The 22,259-nt window shown below is 60.7% G+C and carries 19 protein-coding genes; 12 read left to right on the top strand and 7 right to left on the bottom strand.

Annotated elements, in window-relative coordinates:
* Positions 1 to 33: 33 nt before the first annotated feature.
* From ACSAMW_RS18935 to pcaC, 7 genes are all read left to right on the top strand, one after another.
* Positions 34 to 891, top strand: coding sequence for a CoA transferase subunit A (locus ACSAMW_RS18935; protein WP_500591593.1), 858 nt, complete (start codon positions 34 to 36; stop codon positions 889 to 891).
* A complete protein-coding gene (locus ACSAMW_RS18940) occupies positions 888 to 1,670 on the top strand; it encodes a CoA-transferase subunit beta (RefSeq protein ID WP_178088879.1) in 783 nt (260 codons plus the stop codon). Before ACSAMW_RS18935 ends, ACSAMW_RS18940 begins: the two co-directional genes overlap by 4 nt.
* Positions 1,667 to 2,872 carry a 3-oxoadipyl-CoA thiolase gene (pcaF, locus tag ACSAMW_RS18945; RefSeq protein WP_500594077.1) on the top strand — a complete coding sequence of 402 codons (1,206 nt, stop codon included), beginning with the start codon at positions 1,667 to 1,669 and terminating at the stop codon, positions 2,870 to 2,872. The genes ACSAMW_RS18940 and pcaF overlap by 4 nt, the downstream gene beginning before the upstream one ends.
* A 128-nt stretch (positions 2,873 to 3,000) precedes the next feature.
* The gene (locus tag ACSAMW_RS18950) at positions 3,001 to 4,299 is read left to right on the top strand and encodes an MFS family transporter (RefSeq protein ID WP_500591594.1); all 1,299 of its coding nucleotides are present in this window, start codon (positions 3,001 to 3,003) and stop codon (positions 4,297 to 4,299) included.
* A gap of 51 nt (positions 4,300 to 4,350) precedes the next feature.
* Positions 4,351 to 5,715 carry a 3-carboxy-cis,cis-muconate cycloisomerase gene (locus ACSAMW_RS18955; protein WP_500591595.1) on the top strand — a complete coding sequence of 455 codons (1,365 nt, stop codon included), beginning with the start codon at positions 4,351 to 4,353 and terminating at the stop codon, positions 5,713 to 5,715.
* A gap of 12 nt (positions 5,716 to 5,727) precedes the next feature.
* Positions 5,728 to 6,516 (top strand): 3-oxoadipate enol-lactonase, encoded by a 789-nt coding sequence (pcaD, locus tag ACSAMW_RS18960; RefSeq protein WP_500591596.1) that lies wholly within the window; start codon positions 5,728 to 5,730, stop codon positions 6,514 to 6,516.
* Between the two features lie 16 nt (positions 6,517 to 6,532).
* Positions 6,533 to 6,940: a 4-carboxymuconolactone decarboxylase gene (pcaC, locus tag ACSAMW_RS18965; RefSeq protein ID WP_500591597.1), complete on the top strand. Its 408-nt coding sequence runs from the start codon at positions 6,533 to 6,535 to the stop codon at positions 6,938 to 6,940.
* 53 nt (positions 6,941 to 6,993) lie between these two features.
* Here the strand turns inward: pcaC and ACSAMW_RS18970 are convergent, their stop codons facing one another.
* From ACSAMW_RS18970 to ACSAMW_RS18985, 4 genes are all read right to left on the bottom strand, one after another.
* On the bottom strand, positions 6,994 to 8,340 hold the full coding sequence (locus ACSAMW_RS18970; RefSeq protein WP_500591598.1) for an OprD family porin: 1,347 nt from the start codon (positions 8,338 to 8,340) through the stop codon (positions 6,994 to 6,996).
* A 511-nt stretch (positions 8,341 to 8,851) separates the two neighbouring features.
* Positions 8,852 to 10,300, bottom strand: coding sequence for an AdeC/AdeK/OprM family multidrug efflux complex outer membrane factor (gene adeC, locus ACSAMW_RS18975; protein ID WP_500591599.1), 1,449 nt, complete (start codon positions 10,298 to 10,300; stop codon positions 8,852 to 8,854).
* Positions 10,297 to 13,446, bottom strand: coding sequence for an efflux RND transporter permease subunit (locus ACSAMW_RS18980; protein ID WP_500591600.1), 3,150 nt, complete (start codon positions 13,444 to 13,446; stop codon positions 10,297 to 10,299). Before ACSAMW_RS18980 ends, adeC begins: the two co-directional genes overlap by 4 nt.
* 3 nt (positions 13,447 to 13,449) lie before the next feature.
* On the bottom strand, positions 13,450 to 14,601 hold the full coding sequence (locus ACSAMW_RS18985) for an efflux RND transporter periplasmic adaptor subunit (RefSeq protein ID WP_500591601.1): 1,152 nt from the start codon (positions 14,599 to 14,601) through the stop codon (positions 13,450 to 13,452).
* A 226-nt stretch (positions 14,602 to 14,827) separates the two neighbouring features.
* On the opposite strand from ACSAMW_RS18985, the gene ACSAMW_RS18990 reads away from it, so the two are divergent.
* A complete protein-coding gene (locus tag ACSAMW_RS18990) occupies positions 14,828 to 15,490 on the top strand; it encodes a TetR family transcriptional regulator (protein ID WP_500591602.1) in 663 nt (220 codons plus the stop codon).
* On the opposite strand, the gene ACSAMW_RS18995 is transcribed toward ACSAMW_RS18990, so the two are convergent.
* Together ACSAMW_RS18995 and ACSAMW_RS19000 are read right to left on the bottom strand one after the other, a co-directional pair.
* On the bottom strand, positions 15,470 to 16,894 hold the full coding sequence (locus ACSAMW_RS18995; protein ID WP_500594078.1) for an MDR family MFS transporter: 1,425 nt from the start codon (positions 16,892 to 16,894) through the stop codon (positions 15,470 to 15,472). The two genes, ACSAMW_RS18990 and ACSAMW_RS18995, sit on opposite strands and share 21 nt — an antisense overlap.
* Positions 16,895 to 17,024: 130 nt before the next feature.
* A complete protein-coding gene (locus tag ACSAMW_RS19000; RefSeq protein ID WP_500591603.1) occupies positions 17,025 to 17,969 on the bottom strand; it encodes an AraC family transcriptional regulator in 945 nt (314 codons plus the stop codon).
* A gap of 218 nt (positions 17,970 to 18,187) precedes the next feature.
* On the opposite strand from ACSAMW_RS19000, the gene ACSAMW_RS19005 reads away from it, so the two are divergent.
* A complete protein-coding gene (locus tag ACSAMW_RS19005) occupies positions 18,188 to 18,517 on the top strand; it encodes an antibiotic biosynthesis monooxygenase family protein (protein WP_500591604.1) in 330 nt (109 codons plus the stop codon).
* Here the strand turns inward: ACSAMW_RS19005 and ACSAMW_RS19010 are convergent, their stop codons facing one another.
* Positions 18,518 to 19,135 carry a flavin reductase family protein gene (locus ACSAMW_RS19010; RefSeq protein WP_500591605.1) on the bottom strand — a complete coding sequence of 206 codons (618 nt, stop codon included), beginning with the start codon at positions 19,133 to 19,135 and terminating at the stop codon, positions 18,518 to 18,520. It abuts the gene before it with no gap.
* A 1,076-nt stretch (positions 19,136 to 20,211) separates the two neighbouring features.
* Between ACSAMW_RS19010 and ACSAMW_RS19015 the strand changes: the two genes are divergently transcribed.
* From ACSAMW_RS19015 to ACSAMW_RS19025, 3 genes are read left to right on the top strand one after another with little or no spacing between them, the layout of a single operon-like run.
* The gene (locus tag ACSAMW_RS19015; protein ID WP_500591606.1) at positions 20,212 to 21,045 is read left to right on the top strand and encodes an energy transducer TonB; all 834 of its coding nucleotides are present in this window, start codon (positions 20,212 to 20,214) and stop codon (positions 21,043 to 21,045) included.
* 40 nt (positions 21,046 to 21,085) lie between these two features.
* A complete protein-coding gene (locus ACSAMW_RS19020; protein WP_500591607.1) occupies positions 21,086 to 21,793 on the top strand; it encodes a MotA/TolQ/ExbB proton channel family protein in 708 nt (235 codons plus the stop codon).
* Between the two features lies 1 nt (position 21,794).
* Positions 21,795 to 22,196, top strand: coding sequence for an ExbD/TolR family protein (locus ACSAMW_RS19025; RefSeq protein ID WP_500591608.1), 402 nt, complete (start codon positions 21,795 to 21,797; stop codon positions 22,194 to 22,196).
* Positions 22,197 to 22,259 lie beyond the last annotated feature (63 nt).

Consider the following 22,259-nt stretch of genomic DNA (forward strand, 5'->3'; position numbering starts at 1 on the left):
CCAGCCCCTCAAACAAAAAGGAGTCCTCGCGACATGGCTGAGCTTCTCTCACTCCACGAGGCTGTGAAGCAATTCGTGAACGATGGCGATACCGTCGCCCTTGAAGGGTTTACTCACCTTATTCCTACGGCCGCCGGTCACGAGATCATCCGTCAGGCAAAGAAAGACCTGACCTTGGTGCGCATGACCCCAGACCTGATTTATGACCAGCTGATCGGTGCAGGGTGCGCGCGTAAACTGATCTTCTCCTGGGGTGGCAACCCCGGCGTCGGCTCTCTGCACCGCCTGCGCGACGCTGTGGAAAAGCAGTGGCCCCGGGCGATCGAGATCGAAGAGCACAGCCACGCTGACCTGGCCAACGCCTACGTAGCCGGCGCCTCTGGGCTGCCTTTTGCGGTACTGCGCGCCTACGCAGGCTCCGACTTGCCCAAGGTCAACCCGCTGATCAAGACAGTGACCTGCCCCTTTACGGGCGAAGTGCTGGCTGCGGTGCCCTCGGTACGCCCGGATGTGACCGTGATCCATGCTCAAAAGGCCGACCGTAAGGGCAATGTGTTGCTGTGGGGCATTCTAGGGGTACAGAAGGAAGCCGCCCTGGCGGCCAAGCGCTGCATCGTCACCGTTGAGGAAATTGTGGATGACCTGCAGGCCCCGATGAATGCCTGCGTGTTGCCGACCTGGGCCTTGAGTGCCGTCTGCTTGGTGCCAGGGGGCTCGCATCCCTCCTATGCCCACGGGTATACCGAGCGTGACAACCGCTTCTACCAAGCCTGGGACCCTATCGCACGGGGCCGTGACACCTTTACGGCCTGGATCGATGAGTACGTGCGCGGCACGCGCGACTTCGAAGAATACCGCGCCAAACTCAGCCAAGCCGGAGAGCACGCCTGATGACTTACTCCACGTCCGAAATGATGACTGTGGCAGCGGCCCGCCGCCTGAAAAACGGTTCGGTCTGCTTTGTGGGCATCGGCTTGCCGTCCAAGGCTGCGAACCTGGCTCGGTTGACCTCGTCCCCTGATGTGGTGCTGATCTATGAGTCCGGCCCCATTGGCGCCAAACCCACGGTACTGCCCCTGTCTATCGGCGATGGCGAGCTGGCGGAAACCGCTGACACCGTAGTGCCAACAGGCGAAATCTTCCGTTACTGGCTGCAGGGCGGCCGCATCGACGTCGGCTTCCTGGGGGCTGCACAGGTCGACCGTTTCGGTAACATCAACACCACGGTGGTAGGCGATTACCACACGCCCAAGGTGCGCCTGCCAGGGGCTGGGGGAGCGCCTGAAATCGCCGGTTCTGCCAAGAGCGTGCTGATCATTCTCAAGCAGTCCCACCGCAGCTTTGTAGAAAAGCTGGACTTCATCACCTCTGTAGGCCACGGCGAAGGCGGCGATTCGCGCAAGCGCCTTGGGCTACCAGGGGCAGGGCCGGTGGGCATCATTACCGACCTGTGCATCATGGAGCCCGAAGCGGGCAGCCATGAGTTCGTGGTCACCTCGATTCACCCGGGCGTCACCCGCGAGCAGATCACGGCGGCAACAGGGTGGGCTATCCGGTTCGCCGACAACGTCGCTACCACCGGTGAACCCACAGAAGCCGAACTGACGGCCCTGCGCGACCTGGAAGCCCGTACGGCCGCCGCCCATGGCCAAGCCCCTGGAGAAGCCTGATGCGCGATGTATTCATTTGCGACGCCATTCGTACGCCTATCGGCCGCATGGGCGGTGCCTTGGCGGGTGTTCGTGCTGACGACCTGGCGGCGATCCCCATTAAGGCTTTGATGACGCGCAACCCGCAGGTTGATTGGAGCGCGGTGGACGAAGTGTTCATGGGCTGTGCCAACCAGGCCGGTGAAGACAACCGCAATGTGGCACGCATGGCCTTGCTGCTGGCCGGCCTGCCGCCTACCGTCCCCGGTATCACCCTCAACCGCCTGTGTGCCTCGGGGCTGGACGCGGTAGGCAGCGCCTTCCGCGCCATTGCCGCGGGCGAAATCGACCTGGCCATTGCCGGTGGCGTAGAGTCCATGTCCCGCGCACCCTTTGTGATGGGCAAGGCTGACACAGCTTGGTCGCGCAACATGAAGATCGAAGACACCACCATTGGCTGGCGTTTCGTGAACCCGGCCATGAAGGCGCAGTATGGCGTCGACGCCATGCCCCAAACCGCTGACAACGTGGCTGATGACTATCAGGTGTCTCGTGAAGACCAGGATGCCTTTGCCCTGCGCAGCCAGCAACGCAGTGCGGCAGCGCAGGCATCGGGCTTCTACGCCGAAGAAATCGTGCCTGTACATATCCCTGGCAAGAAGGGCGAAACAGTCGTCGACACCGACGAACACCCGCGCCCTGATACTACCCTTGAGGCCTTGGCCCGCCTCAAACCGGTCAACGGCCCGGACAAGACCGTGACAGCCGGTAACGCCTCAGGTGTGAACGACGGTGCTGCGGCGCTGATCCTGGCCTCGGCCGAGGCGGTAGAAAAACATGGCCTCACGCCTCGGGCCCGTGTACTGGGCGTGGCCAGCGCAGGCGTTGCCCCACGTGTGATGGGCATTGGTCCCGTTCCGGCGGTGCGCAAGCTCATCGGGCGCCTTGGGCTGACGGTGGAAGATTTCGACCTGATCGAACTCAACGAGGCCTTCGCGTCACAGGGCCTGGCCGTGTTGCGCGACCTTGGTGTGGCCGATGATGCTCCCCACGTGAACCCCAATGGCGGCGGTATTGCCTTGGGGCATCCCCTGGGCATGAGTGGCGCGCGCCTGGTCTTGACGGCCGTGCATCACCTTCAGCGCAGTGGTGGTAAAAGGGCCTTGGCCACCATGTGTGTGGGCGTAGGGCAGGGCGTGGCTTTGGCCCTGGAACGGGTATGACCCTGCTTCTTGCGTTGTTTCCTGAGCATATATAGGGCCTTCCGCACAAGGCCTGGTGTGTTTCGAGTGATTGCTGAGAGAGGGGGTGTTACGGTAGCGCTTCCGTATCCCCCTAATGAGAACAATAGATGACCACCACTCCTGATACGCCTTACACAGGCGAAGAGCGGCGCAAGCGGATATTCGCCATCGTTGGTGCCTCCTCCGGCAACCTCGTCGAATGGTTCGACTTTTATGTGTATGCGTTTTTCAGTCTGTATTTCGCCCCGTCTTTTTTCCCGTCCGAAGACCGCACCGTGCAACTGCTTTACAGCGCCGGGGTGTTCGCAGCAGGTTTTCTGATGCGCCCTATCGGGGGGTGGCTGTTCGGCCGTATCGCTGACCGTTATGGCCGGCGGCTTTCGATGATGATTGCCGTGCTGGTGATGTGTGCAGGCTCGTTGATGATTGCCTGCCTGCCGACCTATGCGACCATTGGCGTGGCCGCGCCTGTGCTGCTGCTGTTAGCCCGCTTGCTGCAGGGCCTGTCGGTGGGCGGCGAGTACGGCACTACCGCGACCTATATGAGCGAAATTGCGCTGCGTGGCCAGCGCGGTTTCTTCGCCTCGTTCCAGTACGTCACGTTGATTGGCGGGCAATTGCTGGCGTCCTTGGTGGTTGTGGTGCTGCAACAGATGTACAGCAGCGCCGAGCTGACCGCCTGGGGCTGGCGTATCCCATTCGTGATTGGCGCCATTACGGCCGTGATTTCCCTGTTGCTGCGTCGCTCACTTGAAGAAACCAGTACGGCAGAAACCCGTAATGCCAAGGATGCCGGCAGCCTGAAGGGCCTGTTCAAGCACCACTGGCTGGCGTTCGTTACCGTACTGGGCTACACCGCTGGCGGTTCGCTGATCTTCTACACCTTTACCACTTACATGCAGAAATTCCTGGTCAACACCTCGGGCATGCCCAAGGAAACGGCCAGCATCGTGATGACGGCCGCGCTGTTCGTGTACATGTGCATGCAGCCGCTGTTCGGTGCCTTGAGCGACCGTATCGGGCGGCGCAATTCCATGCTGCTGTTCGGTGGGCTGGGTGCGCTCTGTACCGTGCCTATTCTGCTGGCCCTTAAAACCGTCAGTAGCCCCTACATGGCCTTTGTACTGATCGTGCTGGCCATGGCCATCATCAGTTTCTACACCTCTATCAGCGGGCTGGTAAAAGCCGAGATGTTCCCGCCTCAGGTACGCGCACTGGGGGTGGGATTGTCCTACGCCGTCGCCAACGCCATCTTCGGCGGTTCGGCAGAGTTCGTGGCCCTGAGCTTGAAAAGCGGTGGCAATGAAAACAGCTTCTACTGGTACGTCACTGCCATGCTGGTGATTGCGTTCCTGTTCAGCTTCCGGTTGCCCAAACAGGCGGCCTACCTGCACCACGACCATTGACCCAGCCCGGCGCACGCGCCTGAGGGGCGTGCGTCGATGAACGAGGACACCATGAGCCCACGCCCCACCAACGACCTGTTCGATGCGTACTTCACCCTTGAGGGCATGCGCCGGATCTTTTCCAACGAGGGGCGGGTACAGGGGATGCTGGCGTTCGAAGCCGCATTGGCGCGGGCCCAGGCACGCACTGGGTTGATTCCTGCCTCGGCTCCCCCTGAAATCGAGGCTGCGTGCCATGCTGGCCTGTATGACCTGGATGCGTTAGCCCTGGCCATTGGCGGGGGCGGCAACTCGGCCATTCCCCTGGTGAAAATGCTGGGTAAACGCGTGGCGGCACAGGCGCCGGACGCCGAGCGTTATGTGCACTTGGGCGCCACTAGCCAGGACGTGATGGACACCGGGCTGGTGCTACAACTCCGGGATGCGATCAAGCTATTCGACCGCAAGCTTCTAGCGCTGACAAACGGCCTGGCCGAGCAGGCACAGCGTTACCGCACCACACCCATGCCAGGCCGTACCTGGCTGCAACACGCCACCCCGGTAACCCTGGGCATGAAACTCGCCGGGTGGCTGGGCGCCCTTGACCGCCACCGCCAGCGTTTGCTGGAACTCAAGCCGCGCCTGCTGGTGCTGCAGTTCGGTGGCGCGTCTGGCACCTTGGCGGCGTTGGGCGAACACGCCTGGCCGGTGGCCGAAGCCCTGGCCGATGAGCTGAAACTGGGCTTGCCCGAGCAACCGTGGCATACCCACCGCGATCGCCTTGTGGAGTTTGGTACCGTGCTGGGGCTGCTGGCCGGCACGCTGGGCAAGATGGGCCGTGACATCAGCCTGCTGATGCAGACCGAAGCCGGTGAAGTGTTCGAGCCTTCCGCGCCGGGCAAAGGGGGCTCATCCACCATGCCCCACAAACGCAACCCGGTCGGGGCTGCCGTGTTGATTGCCACGGCGACCCGTGCGCCGGGGCTGGTCTCCACGCTGCTCAGTGCCATGCCCCAGGAGCACGAGCGCAGCTTGGGCTTGTGGCATGCCGAATGGGACACCCTACCGGAACTGTGTTGCCTGGTCAGCGGTGCGCTGGAGCAGGCCATCGGGTTTGCCGGGGGCTTTGAGGTAGACGCCGAGCGTATGGGCCACAACCTGCAGTTGACCCAGGGCCTGGTGATGGCCGAAGCCGTGAGCATTGAGCTGTCGCAGCGGCTGGGGCGTGAAACCGCCCACCATCTGGTGGAGCGTTGCTGCAAGCGCGCTGTGGCTGAGGGTCGGCACTTGCGTGACGTGCTGGGCGATGAGCCCCAGGTCACCGCCGAGTTGTCGCCAACGGAGCTGGACCGCCTGCTGGACCCGGCCTATTACCTAGGCCAAGCCGAGCGCTGGGTGGCCCGCGCGGTCGCCGAGCATACACGTACCGCTGAATAACAGGAGGCTTAGGTGGCACAGGTCAAACTCGCCGACGGCGAACTCAATTATCAATTGGAGGGCCCCGAGGGTGCTCCGGTGCTGGTGCTGTCCAATTCCCTGGGCACCGACCTGGGGATGTGGGACAGCCAGGTGCCTGTATTTGCCGAGCATTTTCGGGTGCTCCGTTACGACACCCGTGGGCATGGCAGGTCGCTGGTCACCGTAGGGCCCTATACCATCGAGCAGCTGGGCCAAGACGTGCTAGCCCTGCTGGATGCCTTGCACTGTGACCGCGTGTCGTTCTGTGGCCTGTCCATGGGCGGGCTTATCGGCCAATGGCTGGGTATCAACGCCAGCGACCGCCTGCACAAGCTGGTGATCTGCAACACAGCGGCGAAGATCGCCACGGATGACGTGTGGAACAGCCGCATCGAAACCGTGCTGCGTGACCGTGAAGCTGCCATGGCAGGGTTGCGGGATGCTTCCATCGGCCGCTGGTTCACCCCAGGCTTTGCCGAGCGCGAGCCTGCGCAGGTCAAGCGTATTACCGACATGCTCGCCGCCACGTCCCCGGAGGGCTATGCCGCCAACTGTGCCGCCGTGCGCGATGCCGATTTCCGCGAGCAGGTGGCCCGTATTGCCGTGCCCCTGTTGGTTATCTCGGGTAGCGAGGACGCTGTAACGCCGCCAGCAGGCGGTGACTTTATCCAGCAACAGGTGAAGGGGGCTGAGCACCAGGTGTTCCCGGCTGCCCACCTGTCCAATGTCGAAATCGGCACGCCGTTCAGCCAGCGCGTGCTGGACTTTTTGCTTGCTTGAAAAAGGGTGCTTGATTGTGGATGAACAGCAACGCTACGAAGAAGGCATGAAGGTACGGCGTGAGGTACTGGGCGACGCCCATGTGGACCGCAGCCTGAAGAACGTCAACGGGTTTAACGGCGAGTTTCAGGAAATGATTACCCGGCATGCCTGGGGCGACATCTGGACCCGCCCTGGCCTGCCACGCCATACCCGCAGCCTGATCACCATTGCCATGTTGATCGGCATGAACCGCAGCGAGGAATTGAAGCTTCATTTGCGTGCGGCGGCCAACAATGGCGTTACGCGGGAAGAGCTCAAGGAAGTGATCATGCAGAGCGCCATTTATTGTGGCATTCCTGCGGCCAACGCCACCTTTCACCTGGCCGAGTCGGTGTGGGATGAATTGGGGGTAGAGTCCAAGGAGCAGCGGCCTGCGACCTGAAGCGGATGCTGGCGCCTGCGCAAGTTAAGCCTGCGTAGGCGCCAGGCAGCTTGTTACAGCAGGCTGAGGGGGTAGTTGAAGATCAGGCGGTTCTCATCGAAGCTGTTGGTGCTGCCGTAGTTACGGCGCAGGGTAGAGTTACGCCACCGCACACTGAGCGATTTGAACATGCCGCTCTGGAGGGTGTACGCCACCTCGGTCTCACGCCCGCGTTCTTCACCGTCAGTAATGCTCGCGCCAGTATGCACGTTGCTACCTTCGATAAAGCGGTTCATCAGGGTCAAGCCAGGGACGCCAAACCCGGCGAAGTCATAGTCATGGCGTACCTGCCAGGACTTCTCACCTTTGGCCTCATAGCTCGAACCGTAGCTGTCGTTTGCCAGGGTGCCGCCACTGGTACCGGCCACCCGCTGCCAACCCGCATTGCCGGTGACTTTCTGCAAGCCTACGTAGAAGGTGTTGAAGCCTACTTTCAAGGAGAACAGGCCTGACATAGTGCGGTTCTGCTGGTCTTTCACACCGGCCAGGTTGTCGGCCCGGCCAGCGCCGTCAGACTCGCCAATGAAGTAGCCCAGGTTGGCGCCTGCAGTAATGCCGTCTGCAATGGGCTGGGAATGCAGCAACTGGAAGTACTTCTGGTTGTACACGTCTTCGAGTTGGTCATACCAGGCACCCACCAGCGTACGTTTGTCGTTGAAGGTGTACTCGGCACCTACAAAGTTGAACGCATCGCCACTGATCGTAGGTTTGCCACGCACGGTGCTCCCGGCGTTATTCAGGGACATACGCTCCATGCTGGCATCGTTGCGCTGGCTGTTACGGTTGAACGAGCCGCCATACAGGGTGGTGTTGTCGATGTCCTTGGAGGTGATCTGAGCGCCTTGGAAGGTTTGCGGAAGCGAGCGGCCGTCATCGGAGCGCAGGATGGGCAGCACCGGCATCCATTCGCCCACTTTCAGCTCGGTCTTGGAGATTTTCATCTTGCCCGCAACCCCCAGGCGCCCAAAGTCGTCCGCAGGCTTGTTGCCGTCATGGGTCGGGAGCAACTGGGTGCCGTAGGTGCCACGGCCGCCATCGAGTTTCACCGCGAAGATACCCAGTACGTCCACACCAAAGCCGACGGCACCCTGGGTAAAGCCTGACTTGGCGTCCAGAATGAACGCCTGGGTCCATTCCTCTGCTTCACCATGCTTGGTGGGGCCTGGTACAGCGATGGAGCCGCCATTGTTTACATAGTTGCGGTTGAAATAGAAGTTGCGGAAGTTGAGTGTCGCTTTGGCGTCTTCAACAAACCCCGATTCAGCCGCTACCACAGGCACTGCAGCGGCGGAAACAGCCAGGCCGAGCAGGGCTAGGCCAACACGCTTTTTACGGGTGAAGCTCACAGGAATGGCTTTCATTATTGTTGTGTTCTCTGCTGATCAATGGCGATAGCGGGCCACCGTAACGCTGAGGTGTCCTTTGCAAGGGCACTTCAAGGGTCATTGCGGTTATCAAGCATGGAATGCGGTTTAGCGTAACGGCGTGCTGATGGTCTGCATGATGGCCTGCCTATTATTATTGGTTTTTTCAAGCGGCCTATATGAAGGCTGCTTCACACAGCGGATGGTGCAAATGTCCCATCCCTTGGGTCAATCCGCCACCACACCTTGTGGGCGATAGGCGAACACTCACTGTTCGGTTACTTTCGAACGCGTGGTCTTACGACGTCAGATCATTGTAAGTAGAAATTCCGTGAAAGCACTACGACTTTTGTTTAAACGCCGAATGCCGTCGGGTGTGGGCGCGTTGCTATGAGTGCGGGAGGCGTTTATGACAGCCCATGACGGACCGGAAGTTGCCTGGGGGGAAGGAGATAGAGGAGGAGGGGGGCAATGCCGCTGCCTTGGCTCAGGAAGCGGCATTGTTGCTTCAGCCCTTGGGCTTTTGTACCGGCGTGCTGCCGGCCTGGTCACTGCGCTCGTACCAGCCGCCCCCTAGTGCCCTGTAGAGGTTCACTTCGGCGGTGAGCTGGGCCAGGCGGTCAGTGATTAGCGACTGTTGTGCGCTGAACAGCTCACGCTGCGCGTCCAGCAGTGTCAGGTGGCTGTCCACGCCGATACGGTAGCGGCGGTCCGCCAGCCGGTAGTAGTCCTCGCTGGACTTCACCAGGTCCCGCTGGGCTTGTAGCTGGTCGGTGTAGGTTTTGCGCGCGGTAAGGCCGTCCGACACTTCCTGGAAAGCCGTTTGAATGGCTTTCTCGTAGTTGGCGACATTGATGTCCTTCTGGATTTTCGAGTAATCCAGGCTGGCTCGCAGTGCGCCCGCATTGAAGATCGGCAAGCTGATCGAAGGGCTGAACACCCAACGGCCAGAACCGCCCTTGAACAGCCCGTCCAGGTCCGAACTGGCCGTGCCGGCGCTGGCCGTCAACGTGATGCTGGGGAAGAACGCAGCCCGGGCGGCGCCGATGTTGGCATTGGCGGCCAACAGGTTGTGTTCGGCCTGCAGGATGTCCGGGCGACGGGTGAGCAGGTCCGAAGGCAGGCCTGCGGGCACTTCGGTCAGCAGGTCGCTGTCCAGGCGCTGAGGCTGCAAGCCCGTCGGCAATGGGCCACCAACCAGCACCGTCAGGTTGTTCAGGTCCTGGGCCACTTGGCGCTGATAGCGGGCCAGGTTGGCTCGAGCACCTTCAACGGCGGTGCGTGCCTGGCTCAGGTCCAACGCCGAAGACACACCCACTTCGGCACTACGGCTGGTCAGCCGCAGGCTTTCTTCGTAGGTTTTCAACGTGTCCTGGGTCAGCTGGTATAGCTCTTGGTCCGCCTGCCAGGTGAGGTAGGCATTGGCCACGCTGGCCACCAGGCTTATCTGGGTAGAGCGACGGGCCTCTTCGGTTGCAAAGTAGCTTTCCAGCGCTTGCTGGCTGAGGCTGCGAATGCGCCCGAACAGGTCCAGCTCATACGCCGAAATACCCAGCGATGCCGCGTAGGTACTGGAAATGCCCGAACGGCCGGTGGTGGACAGGTCCGCTGGGTTACGCTGGCGCGTGCCGGCGGCGTCTGCCGAAACCGCCGGGAACAGGTCTGCCCGCTGAATGCGGAACTGCGCTGCATAGGCATCCACGTTAAGCGCAGCTACGCGCAGGTCGCGGTTGTTCTGCAAGGAGGCCTGGATCAGCTGTTGCAGGGCCGGGTCCCGGTAGAACTCGCGCCAGCCTTGCTCGGCAGCGGCCTGCTTGGCAGGGTCCACCGGTGCGTACGCCGGGCCCTGTGGGTATTGCTCGGCCACAGGGGCAGCGGGGCGCTGGTAGTCAGGGATCAGCGAGCAGCCGCTGAGCACAACGGCGGCCACCGCAAGGGATATCAGTGACTTGCTCATTCGTGAGCCTCATCAGGTTTCGAGTCGGTGTGTTTCTTGCGACCCTGGAAGAGAGAAGATACGGCAACAAAGAACATGGGTACCCAGAAAATCGCCAGAACGGTCGCTGTGATCATGCCGCCGATCACACCCGTACCGATGGCGTGCTGGCTGCCTGAGCCGGCACCGCTGGAAATCGCCAGGGGCACCACGCCCAGAATGAACGCCATGGACGTCATGATGATGGGGCGCAGGCGCATGCGACAGGCTTCCACGGCGGCATCCAGCAGGCTCTTGCCTTGCTCGTGCAGCTCTTTGGCGAACTCCACGATCAGGATGGCGTTCTTCGCGGCCAGGCCCACCGTTACCAGCAGCCCCACCTGGAAGAACACATCGTTGGAGAGGCCGCGCAGGCTGGTGGCGATCAGCGCACCGATCACACCCAGCGGTACCACAAGGATAACCGCGATGGGGATGGACCAACTCTCATACAACGCAGCCAGGCAGAGGAATACGACCAGCAGGGACAGGGCGTACAACGCAGGTGCCTGGGACCCGGACAAGCGCTCTTCAAAGGACAGGCCGGTGAAGCTGTAACCAATGCCCGCCGGAAGCTGCTTGGCGATTTTCTCTACTTCATCCATGGCCTGGCCCGTACTGTAGCCCGGCGCAGGCGTACCCAGTATTTCTTCCGCCGCTACACCGTTATAGCGCGACAGCTTGGGTGAACCGAAGCCCCACTCGCCACTGGCGAACGCGGAGAAGGGCACCATTTTCCCATCGGTGTTGCGCACGTACCATTTTTCCAGGTCTTCAGGGCGCATACGGCCGCTGGCATCACCCTGCACGTACACTTTCTTCACACGACCACGGTCGATGAAGTCGTTCACGTAGCTGCCACCTAAGGCAATCGACAGGGTGCTGTTGATGTCCGACAGGCTCACACCCAGCGCGCGGGCACGCTCGTCATCGATCAGCAACTGATACTGCGGTTCGTCACTCAGGCCGTTAGGGCGCACGCCGGTGATGATCTTGCTTTGCGCCGCCATTCCCAGGAACTGGTTGCGAGCCTCCATCAATTTGGCATGGCCTACGCCGCCCTGATCCTGCAAGTAGAAGTCAAAGCCGGTGGCGTTACCCAGCTCCAGTACCGAAGGTGGTACCACCGCGAAGGTCATGGCGTCGCTGAACCCGAAGAAGTGCTGCTGTGCACGCTTGGCCACCTCGAACACGCTCATGCTCGAATCACGGTCTTCCCAAGGCTTGAGCATCACGAACGCCAGGCCTGAGCTTTGGCCACGGCCGGCAAAGTTGAAGCCGCTGACCGTGAACACGGATTTCACCGCCTTGCCTTCGCCGTTGTCCGCATCCAGCAGGTATTCGCGGGCCCGGTCCAGTACCTTCTGGGTATTTTCAGCCGAGGTATTGGGCGGCGTCTGTACCTGGGTGAAGATCACACCCTGGTCTTCTTCAGGCAGGAACGCTGCAGGAATGCGGGTAAACATCCAGGCCATGATGCCTACGATCACCAGGTACACCAGAAACGCCGGTATGCGGTGGCGAATCATGTGGCCAACGCCACGCTCGTAGCGGTTCACGCCGCGGTCGAACGTGCGGTTGAACCAGCCGAAGAAACCGCGCTTGGGCTGGCCATGGGTTTCCACGTCCGACGCCTTGAGCAACGTGGCGCACAGGGCAGGGGTGAACACCAGCGCTACGAACACCGACAGCGCCATGGCTGACACGATGGTGATAGAGAACTGCTTGTAGATCACACCCGTGGAGCCGCCGAAGAAGGCCATGGGCAGCAATACAGCTGACAGCACCAGCGCAATACCCACCAGCGCGCCCTGGATCTGCCCCATGGACTTGCGCGTGGCTTCCTTGGGCGAAATGTGTTCCTCGCCCATTACCCGCTCGACGTTTTCCACCACCACGATGGCATCGTCCACCAGCAGCCCGATGGCCAGGATCATCCCGAACATGGTCAGTGTGTTGATGGTGAAGCCAAAGGCAGCCAGGATGCCGAACGTCCCCAGCAATACCACCGGTACGGTCATGGTGGTGATCACCGTGGCGCGGAAGTTCTGCAGGAACAAGTACATCACCAGGAACACCAGCACAATCGCTTCGATCAAGGTGTGCACCACACCCGAGATCGATTCGGTCACCACGGGGGTGGTATCGTACGGGAACACGGCTTCAACGCCCTGTGGGAAGAAGGGCTTGAGGTTGTCGATGGTCGCGCGGATGGCCTTGGCTGTATCCAGGGCGTTGGCACCGGTTGCCAGCTTGATCGCCATGCCCGACGCGGCCTTGCCGTTGTACTGGGCGTTGATGCTGTAGTTCTCGCCACCCAGGCCGATGTCCGCCACGTCACGCAGGCGGACCTGGGAACCGTCGGTGTTGACCTTGAGCAGGATGTCGCCGAACTGTTCAGCGGTCTGCAGGCGGGTCTTGCCGATGATCGTTGCGTTGAGCTGAGTACCTGGCAGGGCGGGCAAGCCACCCAACTGGCCGGACGAAACCTGCACGTTCTGGGCTTCGATGGCCGACCTGACGTCCAGCGGGGTGAGCTGGAAGTTGTTCAGTTTTGCCGGGTCGAGCCAGATACGCATGGCGTACTGAGCACCGAACACCTGGAAGTCACCCACGCCCGAGGTTCGGGAGATAGGGTCCTGCAGGTTGGACACAATATAGTTGGCCAGGTCGTCCTTGGTCATGGCGCCGTCAGTGGACACCAGGCCGATCACCAACAGGAAGTTCTTCACCGCCTTGGTGACCCGCAGGCCCTGCTGCTGGACTTCCTGAGGCAGCAAGGGCGTGGCCAGGTTGAGCTTGTTCTGTACCTGTACCTGGGCGATGTCCGGGTTGGTGCCTTGGTTGAAGGTCACCGTGATGGTCATGCTGCCGTCAGAGTTACTCTCCGAAGAGATGTAGCGCAGGTTGTCGATGCCGTTCATCTGCTGCTCGATCACCTGCACCACGGTGTCCTGCACGGTTTGCGCAGAAGCACCTGGGTAGTTGACCGCAATGGCGATGGCCGGTGGCGCAATAGCGGGGTACTGGTTGATGGGCAGCTTGAGAATGGACAAACCGCCGACCAGCATGATCACCAAGGCGATTACCCAGGCGAAGATCGGCCGATCAATAAAGAACTTCGACATGGTTTATTCCTTCTCGCCACCGGCAGCATTGCCAGCAGGGGCTGGGGCAGCGGGTACATCGGCTTTTGCTTCATGCGGCTTCACTTCAGCGCCAGGTTTTACGTACTGCAAACCATCGACGATCAGTTTGTCGCCCGCTTTCAGGCCGTCTTCGATCAGCCAGCTGTCACCAACGGTGCGGCTGGTTTTCAAGGTGCGCTGTTCAACCTTGTTGTCCGCACCCACTACCAAGGCAGTCGGGGTGCCTTTGAGGTCACGGGTCACGCCGCGCTGTGGCGCGAGGATTGCGGCCTGAGCCACACCGGCCATCAGCTCAGCATGCACGAACATGCCAGGCAGCAAGGTGTGATCCGGGTTAGGGAATACGGCCCGCAACGTCACCGAACCTGTGGTTTCATCCACCGACACCTCCGAGAACTCCAGCTTGCCTTCCTGGCCATAGACCGTACCGTCCTCTAGCTTGAGCTGGGCTTTGGCCGAATTGGCACCGGCCTTCTGCAGTTGGCCACTTTCCAGGGCACGGCGCAGCTTGAGCATGTCCGAAGTGGACTGGGTGACGTCCACGTAGATAGGGTCCAGCTGGGAAATGGTCGCCAAGGCCATGGTCTGGCCATTGGTGACCAATGCGCCTTCGGTCACGGCCGAACGGCTGATACGCCCTGAAATCGGCGCCAACACCTTGGTGTAGCGCAGGTTGATCTGTGCACTCTTGAGCGTGGCCTCGGCTTGCAGCTGCTGCGCCCGCGCCGTGTCGTATTCCTGCCGGCTGACCGCTTGTTCATCAATCAATTGCTTGTAGCGGCCTGTAAGGGAGCGGTACTGCTCGACACTGGCCTGTGCGTTGGCCTGGGTGGCTTCGTACACCGACGGGTCGATCTGGTACAGCTGCTGGCCGGCCTTCACGTCGCCGCCTTCCTGGAACAGGCGCTTGAGAATGATGCCGTCCACTTGTGGGCGAACCTCTGCCATGCGGTACGCACTGGTACGGCCGGGCAGTTCGTTGGTAAGGGTAACGCTTTGTGGCTGTAGCGTGACCACGCCGACCTGAGGGGCCTGGGGAGCGGGAGGGGCTGCCTCTTGCTTCTCGCAGCCACTGAGCAAGGTGGCCAGGGCAATGGCGGATACCAGGGCGGTAACAGCTGGCTTGAAGTGCATGAAGATCCTCGGGGCGGAACGCGGAAGACGCTCAAGAGTAATGGAAGGAAGGGTTTGTAACATCTAGATAAATAGCTTACTAACGAATATACTTACGTTCGCGGCTGTTTGTAAATAGGCCATTTGCCTTCATCTGCTGCATAAACGTTCACTGGCCGGGCACGCTCCCATAATAAAAGCGCCGGCTCGCTTCGCCTTTGGCGGAGTACCTTGTGAGGTCACTGCCATGGTTCGCCGTACAAAAGAAGAAGCGCTGGAAACCCGCCAACAGATTGTGGAAGCTGCCGAGCATGCGTTTTATGAGCGTGGCGTGGCCAACACGACCTTGGCTGACATTGCCACCCGGGCTGGCGTCACACGCGGCGCGATCTACTGGCACTTCAGCAACAAGGCGGATGTGCTCCAAGCCTTGCTCGACAGCCTTAGCGAGCCCTTGGAAGATTTGGCCCGTGCCAGTGAAAGCGAGGATGAGCCCGATCCATTGGGTTGCATGCAGGCATTGTTGATTAAACTGTTTCAAGGCGTTTCCCTCGACCCCAAGACGCGGCGCATTAACGAGATCCTGTTTCACAAATGCGAGTTCACCAACGAAATGTGCGACCTGCGCCAACAGCGCGCCAGGGTCACTGCCGAGTGCGACGAGCGTATCGAATGCACGTTGCGCAATGCCGTGAATCGCAACCAGTTGCCTGCCAACCTTGATACGCGCCGCGCGGCCCTGGCCATGCATGCCTTTATCGATGGCCACCTTGCCCTGTGGTTGCTTGTACCCGACAGCCAGCGCCTGGATGAAGAAGCGCCGCGGCTTGTGGCCTGCATTATGGACATGCTTCGCTTCAGCCCCGCGCTGCTTAAAGGCGACTGGCCCTCAGGTACGGCCGCGCAATAGCCGGTTTGGCATAGCCAGGGCTGCAACCAGCCCCAGCAGTGAAAAAGCTGCACTGATACAAAACAACTGGGTAAACCCTTCGGCCAATTGCACGCGCCCACCGCCGCCTTGTGCATTCGCCGCCGCCAAGGCGTTCAGCAACAGGTTGCCATGCCCCTCCTGTGCCAGCCCGCCGGTGCCTGGGCTGCTTCCCAGCAATGCCAGCAGCAACGCCGACATCAAGGCTACCCCCACTGCGCCACCTAACGAACGGAACAGGTTGGTAGTACTGGTATTGACGCCAATGTCGCCAGGCTGGGCTGCGTTCTGCGCGCCCACCAGCGACGTGGGGAACTGAAGGCCGCAGCCTATACCTGTGAGCAGCATGAATACGCAACTCAACCACAGGTTGGCCAGAGGCGTAAAGGCCATGCCTAGCACGCTTATCGGCACTAACAAAGCCCCTGCAAGAATGACCGGTTTGAAGCGCCCGCTGCGTGCGGTATGGCGCCCGCCGAAGAAGGCCCCAATGGGCAAGCCGAACGCCAGGGGCAGTAGAAACAAGGCTGCGGCGTCTGCTGTGCCGCCGGTCACGCTCTGAAAACGTAAGGGCGCCAGTGCAGACATGGCGATAGCCTGGAAGCTGGTGAAAAAGACCGTACACCAGCACAAAACGGCACAGCGGTCGGCAAACAGGCGCAGCGGTAACAAGGGCTCTACACACCGCCCTTCATGCCACACGAAAACGGCCAAGGCCAGCACCCCCATCGCGAACAGCCCCAGCACTTGCGTGCTATGCCAGCTGTAACCCTGGCCCACATCGGTGATGGCCAGCAGCAGCCCTCCCAAGCCGACGATCATCAGCAAAGTACCTACGTAGTCGATACGGGCCTTGCGCTGAGGCGTTTGCAAGCCCGCCAACGTATGGCGAATGAACAGCCAGGCCGCGATGCCCAGCGGTAGGTTCAGCCAGAACACCCAGCGCCATGACAGGTACTCCGTCATCAAGCCGCCCGCCACGGGGCCGGCCACGCTGGCAGCGGCGTACATGCTGCTGAAATACCCCTGATAGCGGCCGCGCTCACGGGGTGGCACTACGTCACCAATGATGGCTTGGCTCACCGACACCATGCCGCCGGCACCGACGCCTTGAAGCACGCGTGCCAGCACCAGCTGCTCCATGCTCTGGGCCATGGCACAGAGCGCGGACGCCACGGTAAACACCCCCATGCCAATCAGGATCATACGGCGGCGGCCATACAGGTCACCCAGTTTGCCGTACACCGGGGTGGCAATGGTCATGGCGACCATGTAGCCCGAGATCACCCACGCCAGCAGCCCCACATCGGAAAACTGTGCCGAAATGGCAGGCATGGACACGGCAACGATGGTCTGGTCGAGGGCACCCAAAAAAATGGCGCTCATCAAGGCGATGAGCACATCCCGTAGCGCCGGCGCGGAAGGGCTGGTGGTATTCACAAGGGGGTCAGAATGCTCGCACGGATAAGGCAGGAAGGCGCTTACCTCCTGTATGACGCCAGCGGGTTGGGTAAGTTTAAGCGGTTGTACTGATGGGGACCTGCTTGAGCCGGGCCACGTCACGGCTGGGCGGCGCACCGAACAGCCGGCTGTATTCGCGGCTGAATTGCGAAGGGCTTTCGTAGCCCACACGGTAGCTGGCCACGGAGGCGTCCAAGCCCTCGTTGAACATCAACCGGCGTGCTTCCTGCAGCCGTAGCTGCTTTTGATACTGCAAGGGGCTCATGGACGTTACGGCTTTGAACCGGTGGTGCAAGGTAGAAGCGCTCAGGTTCACGCGGCGAGCCAACGCCTCGATGCGCAAGGGCTCACCGTAATTGCCATTGAGCCACTCAATGGCCTGGGTGACTCGATGGGTCTGACTATTGGCCTGTACGATTTCATATAGGCGGTGCCCTTGGGGGCTGCGCAGCAAACGGTAGAGCACCTCTCGGCGAATCAATGGCGCCAGCACCGCCAGATCGCGGGGGGCATCCAGCAACCGCGCCAGGCGTAGCAGTGCGTCCAGCAGGTCTGGGCATAGCCGGTCCACGTATAGGCCCCGCCCTGTAGGCCGGGCGGGCACGCTCAATGGCCCGGCGTCGGCAATCAGGGCTGTGATCTGGGCAGGGTCGATGTCCAGTCGCAGTGACAGACTAGGGTCTTCTTCGGTGGCCTCCAGAATACGCCCGCTGATGGGCATCGCCACCGAGACCACCATGAAGTTCAGCGGGTCATAGACGTAGCGCTCTTCGCCCAAACTCACCTCTTTGCTGCCATGGGCCAGTACACAGAGCGCTGGTTGCGCGAGGGCGGGCAATGAGGGCGTGCGGCTGTGATAGCGCACCAGGTGCAGGCCGGGCACAGCGCTCTCGCACATCGGCACTTCCTGCGTGTGCCGGCGAATGATGTCGGCCAGTTCGGCCCGTTGCCGTTCCTGAGACGGGCAGGGGGCGGCAGGGCCTGCTTCGAAAGAGGTCATTACAGCGGCTCCGGACGTAATTCCTAGCGTATAGCCTAGGCGTTGGTGTGGGGTGAAGGTAGGCCATTCCTGCCATCGGCTTGCCTGATCCTGCAAAACGGCGAGGCTGGCGGCCTGGCAGGATCAGGCAAGTCACTCATAGGATCAAGATAACGGCCTGTGCGGGTAAAGCCGTAACCTTGAAATCATCAGCCATGCCGATACCAGGGAGCACTACCATGACTCAACAGCCTTTTATCAGCCATAGCGTCGCCCTTCGTGCTTGGCCAGGGCGTTCCAGCCAGGTAGGTGAGCGCCTTGCCGGCCTGGTGAGCGCGACGCGACCACTGGAAGGTTGCCTCTCCATTGTGGTGCAACGTGACCTTGCCGATACCCGCTTGTGGCACCTGGACATGACCTGGGCCGATGATAATGCCATGGGCGACTGGCTGGCCGAGACTGTAGCCGACCTGTTCGCCGACTTGATCGGCCATTACCTGATCATGCAGATCGACTTTCTCCCAGGCGCCACCTGTTTTACCGAGCTTCAACTGCGCCGCGCCGGTTGATCAGTTAGCCGGCCGCGTCATCTTGAACAGCTTCCCCAGCTCGAAATAGTCTGCCGGCCCGCCGCCCCGCAGTATCGGGCGCGCTGCTGCCGTGTCGTATATACCGTCCTTTAGTAAGTCCCGGCGAATGTGCACCGCTACTACTTCGCCCAGCACCAGCCACGTGGGCACCCTATCTCCGTTCGCACCCTGCAGTTGCAGGATCTGGGTCAGTTTGCATTCGAACGATACCGGCGTTGCGGCCACCCGAGGCACACCGATAACCCTGGACGGCACCGTTGCCAAGCCACTGAGTTCAAACTCGTTGACCTCCGGGCCCACGGCTGCACAGCTCTGGTTCATCTGCTCGGCCAGGTCGAACGTTGCCAGGTTCCAGGCAAACTCACCCGTGGCCTCGATATTGTTCAGGCTGTCTTTTCGCCCAGTGCTGGCAAAACCGATGATAGGCGGGACGTAGTTGAACGCGTTGAAAAAGCTGTAGGGCGCCAGGTTAAGGACACCTTCGGCACTGCGCGAAGACACCCAGCCAATGGGGCGCGGCCCTACGATGGCGTTGAACGGGTCATGGGGCAGGCCATGCCCTTTGGAAGGCTCATAGTAGTGGAAGTCGTCGCTCATCGAAGGTTACCTCTTGAAAAGGGCAGGGCAGGTTGCCACCCGGCGTGGTGCAGGTTCAGGCCCATAATGGAGTGCCGAGCCCTGCAAAATGTTCAGCGGCTGCAGCGTTCCTGAGCAGCACCACAGCACTGTGACCCCCCAATGCATCCAATTTGGTACGAATATGCCAACTTTGGCACAAATCTTCCTTATGCAAGGCAACGGTAAGTCGCGGGCTTTTTATCCGGGCCTTTCGCACCACTTGCCGTCAGCGAGCAGCCATCCTGTTCATTCCAGGTGCAGAAACCTGCCAAAAGCAGGCCTTGTTATAAAGGAAACCATTCAATGCCCGAAGCCTGCATGTTGTTTCTTCCTTCCACCTGGCGCCAGCCAAGCCTTGGCCCGAGCAGCCCTCACCGTGCTGTTCTAGGGCTGCCGCCTTCTCACCACTCTACCTATCCTGTTTTCCCTCAATGACAACATGCCAAAACACGGTTCGATGCCAGGCCTTTCAAGCCTGTTCGAATCGCCTGTTTAGTGCGTCGCCGTGTAGCTTCATGTCACGGCTATATAACCATTGGGTAGGGGAAGTAATTAAATGAAGCGATAAATATATTTGCACCATTTGGATGCTCTTGTATCAATAGGGTGCGAAATAACAGCGCAGGGTTTCAGAACAAGATCCGGCATTAGGGTTATTACCGGCTCGTAGGGTTCTGTTGCCTCTCGAACAGGTGTTCAATGTGCTTTAAAGCATGTTGCCGCATCCCTTTGCCTTGGCAAAAGCAGAACGTACAGAATCGCGACATTGATTCATCTAATAGGCACGGAACGCTCTGTTTCGAGGTTTCTGGCACAAGGGTTGCTCTGTATCGATACGGTAAAACTGTTGTAGCTAATGATTACATTCAGGGTCAGGGAAACGACATGCGATCAACACCCTAGTTATATAAACGTTGCCTGAGCGATGTGGCTAACGTAGTACAGGCCGCAAAGTACTGCGGTTGCTAAGGCATCAATAACGTTGTGAATACTCGAACCTGAATAAAAGGTGCGAGCGGGTTTTTATTGCCCTTCATATAGCTGAGGGAGCTTCGATGAATGATGCGGTAAAGAAGCAATCGCCCCACTTGGCAGTGGCCGCAGCACCTGCTTCGGTATTGCCAGGACTTGTATATAAAGCCAATACATCAAACCCTGGCACCCTGAAGAAACAGCATGTCGTGCTGTTGGTAGCAGTGTCGCTGTTGATTCATGGCGGTATCTGGTGGCTGGTGCAGCACCACAAGGCGCCCCTGCCCGATGTGGCGCCCCAGGTGCCCGAAATGACCGTAGAACTCAGTAGCCCTACACCCCCTACGCCAGAGCCTCCACCGCCGGAGCCACCGCCGCCGCCACCACCTCCACCGCCCCCGCCACCTCCGGCACCCGAAGAAGACCCGGATGCCGTGAAGCCTGCGCCTAAGCCTGTGGAAAAGAAGGTTGAGAAGCCTAAGCCTGTGCCCAAGCCGCAACCGGTGAAAAAGCCCACGCCGCCCACGCCGCCCACGCCGCCTGCGCCTGCGCCGGTGGCGCCAGCCGCGCCGCCGGCCCCGCCAAGCCCGAAACCCGCGCCCCCTGCACCGGCTGCACCGGCCCCAGTTAAGGAAACCGCAGCGGTATCGGGCCTGGCGAGTTTAGGCAACCCGCCCCCGGAGTACCCCTCGCTGGCATTGAGGCGCAACTGGGAAGGCACGGTGGTGCTACGGATTCAGGTATTGGCCAGCGGCCGTGCCGGGACGGTGGAGGTCACGCGCTCAAGCGGCAAGCCGCAACTGGATGAAGCCGCTGTGGCGGCCGTGCGGGGCTGGAAATTCATTCCGGCCAAACGCGGTGACACCCCTATCGACGGCTTCGCCACCCAAACCATTGATTTCAAGTTGCCGCAATAAGGCACGCATACAACACATTCTGGATTTACGAGGTGTAGCCATGAACGCATCACTGTCTGCAATGATTGTCCCAGGTGTCCTTTGGGCGCTGGTGTTCTTCTCGGTGCTCAGCTGGGGGCTGCTGCTTATCAAGGCGGCCCAGTACCTGCGGCTCAAATCCCAGAACCGGCAATTCAGCAAAGCGTTCTGGTCAGCGCCCGACCTGCTGACCGCGGCCGAGCATTCCAGCCAATACCCCGGCTCGCTGGCCCGCATCGCCAACAGCGGCTTTGAAGCCATGGCCGTTGATGAAGCGCCGCGTACTGCCCAGCAACTGGCCCACACTATCAACCGTCAGGACCGGCTGGAGCGCAACCTGCGCCAGCAGATCCAGCGCGAGCGCCGCGCCCTTGAAGCAGGCCAGGCCATATTGGCCAGTATCGGCAGCACCTCGCCCTTTATCGGCCTGTTCGGCACGGTGTGGGGCATCATGGAGGCACTGCAGAGCATCGGCGCCAGCGGCTCGGCCAGCCTGGAAACCGTCGCTGGCCCCATCGGCCATGCCCTGATCGCTACGGGGGTGGGGATTGCCGTCGCAGTGCCCGCAGTCCTCATCTACAACTTCTTCCTGCGCCGCCTCAAGCTTGCCCTAGCCGACATGGACGACTTCGCCCACGACTTCGACAGTTTGGCCCAGCGCAGCGCCTTCGCGGTAACCCGCGAACCCATCGCCCACAAGCACGCCCACAGCGTGCGGGAGGCGAGCTGACATGTCCTTTTCCACACAAGACAGCGATGAAGTGCTCAGTGAAATGAACGTCACCCCGCTGGTGGACGTGATGCTGGTGCTGCTGGTGGTGTTCATTGTCACCGCGCCCCTGATGACCAATGCCATCAAGGTGAACCTGCCCAAGACCGATGCCGTGGCCCCGGCCCAGAAGAAAGATCCGGTGGTGGTCAGCGTGGACCAGGACGGCAAGTTCTTCCTGGCCAAGGCTGAAGTGGCGCCCGAGGCCCTTGAGCAAAGCCTGCAGGACGTCAAGGCCAAGGACCCGGAGGTGCGCGTGCAGCTGCAGGCTGACACCAACGTGAACTATGGCCAGGTCGCCAAGGCCATGGCGTCTATCGAGCGCTCGGGCATTACGAAAATTTCGGTTATGACCACCCGTTAGAACCCGGCTGTGAACCCTGTGCGAAGCCATTTCGGCTTTGCAGGGGTGCGGCTTGCATGAAGA

This window comes from Pseudomonas sp. AB39(2026), from assembly GCF_059831485.1.

What these genes read in the sequence shown, in the direction of transcription:
- ACSAMW_RS18935 (WP_500591593.1), top strand. Translation starts at nt 34, where the DNA reads ATGGCTGAGCTTCTCTCACTCCACGAGGCTGTGAAGCAATTCGTGAAC.
- ACSAMW_RS18950 (WP_500591594.1), top strand. Translation starts at nt 3,001, where the DNA reads ATGACCACCACTCCTGATACGCCTTACACAGGCGAAGAGCGGCGCAAG.
- ACSAMW_RS18955 (WP_500591595.1), top strand. Translation starts at nt 4,351, where the DNA reads ATGAGCCCACGCCCCACCAACGACCTGTTCGATGCGTACTTCACCCTT.
- ACSAMW_RS18970 (WP_500591598.1), bottom strand. Translation starts at nt 8,340, where the DNA reads ATGAAAGCCATTCCTGTGAGCTTCACCCGTAAAAAGCGTGTTGGCCTA.
- adeC (WP_500591599.1), bottom strand. Translation starts at nt 10,300, where the DNA reads ATGAGCAAGTCACTGATATCCCTTGCGGTGGCCGCCGTTGTGCTCAGC.
- ACSAMW_RS18980 (WP_500591600.1), bottom strand. Translation starts at nt 13,446, where the DNA reads ATGTCGAAGTTCTTTATTGATCGGCCGATCTTCGCCTGGGTAATCGCC.
- ACSAMW_RS18985 (WP_500591601.1), bottom strand. Translation starts at nt 14,601, where the DNA reads ATGCACTTCAAGCCAGCTGTTACCGCCCTGGTATCCGCCATTGCCCTG.
- ACSAMW_RS18990 (WP_500591602.1), top strand. Translation starts at nt 14,828, where the DNA reads ATGGTTCGCCGTACAAAAGAAGAAGCGCTGGAAACCCGCCAACAGATT.
- ACSAMW_RS18995 (WP_500594078.1), bottom strand. Translation starts at nt 16,894, where the DNA reads ATGAGCGCCATTTTTTTGGGTGCCCTCGACCAGACCATCGTTGCCGTG.
- ACSAMW_RS19000 (WP_500591603.1), bottom strand. Translation starts at nt 17,969, where the DNA reads ATGACCTCTTTCGAAGCAGGCCCTGCCGCCCCCTGCCCGTCTCAGGAA.
- ACSAMW_RS19005 (WP_500591604.1), top strand. Translation starts at nt 18,188, where the DNA reads ATGACTCAACAGCCTTTTATCAGCCATAGCGTCGCCCTTCGTGCTTGG.
- ACSAMW_RS19010 (WP_500591605.1), bottom strand. Translation starts at nt 19,135, where the DNA reads ATGAGCGACGACTTCCACTACTATGAGCCTTCCAAAGGGCATGGCCTG.
- ACSAMW_RS19015 (WP_500591606.1), top strand. Translation starts at nt 20,212, where the DNA reads ATGAATGATGCGGTAAAGAAGCAATCGCCCCACTTGGCAGTGGCCGCA.
- ACSAMW_RS19020 (WP_500591607.1), top strand. Translation starts at nt 21,086, where the DNA reads ATGAACGCATCACTGTCTGCAATGATTGTCCCAGGTGTCCTTTGGGCG.
- ACSAMW_RS19025 (WP_500591608.1), top strand. Translation starts at nt 21,795, where the DNA reads ATGTCCTTTTCCACACAAGACAGCGATGAAGTGCTCAGTGAAATGAAC.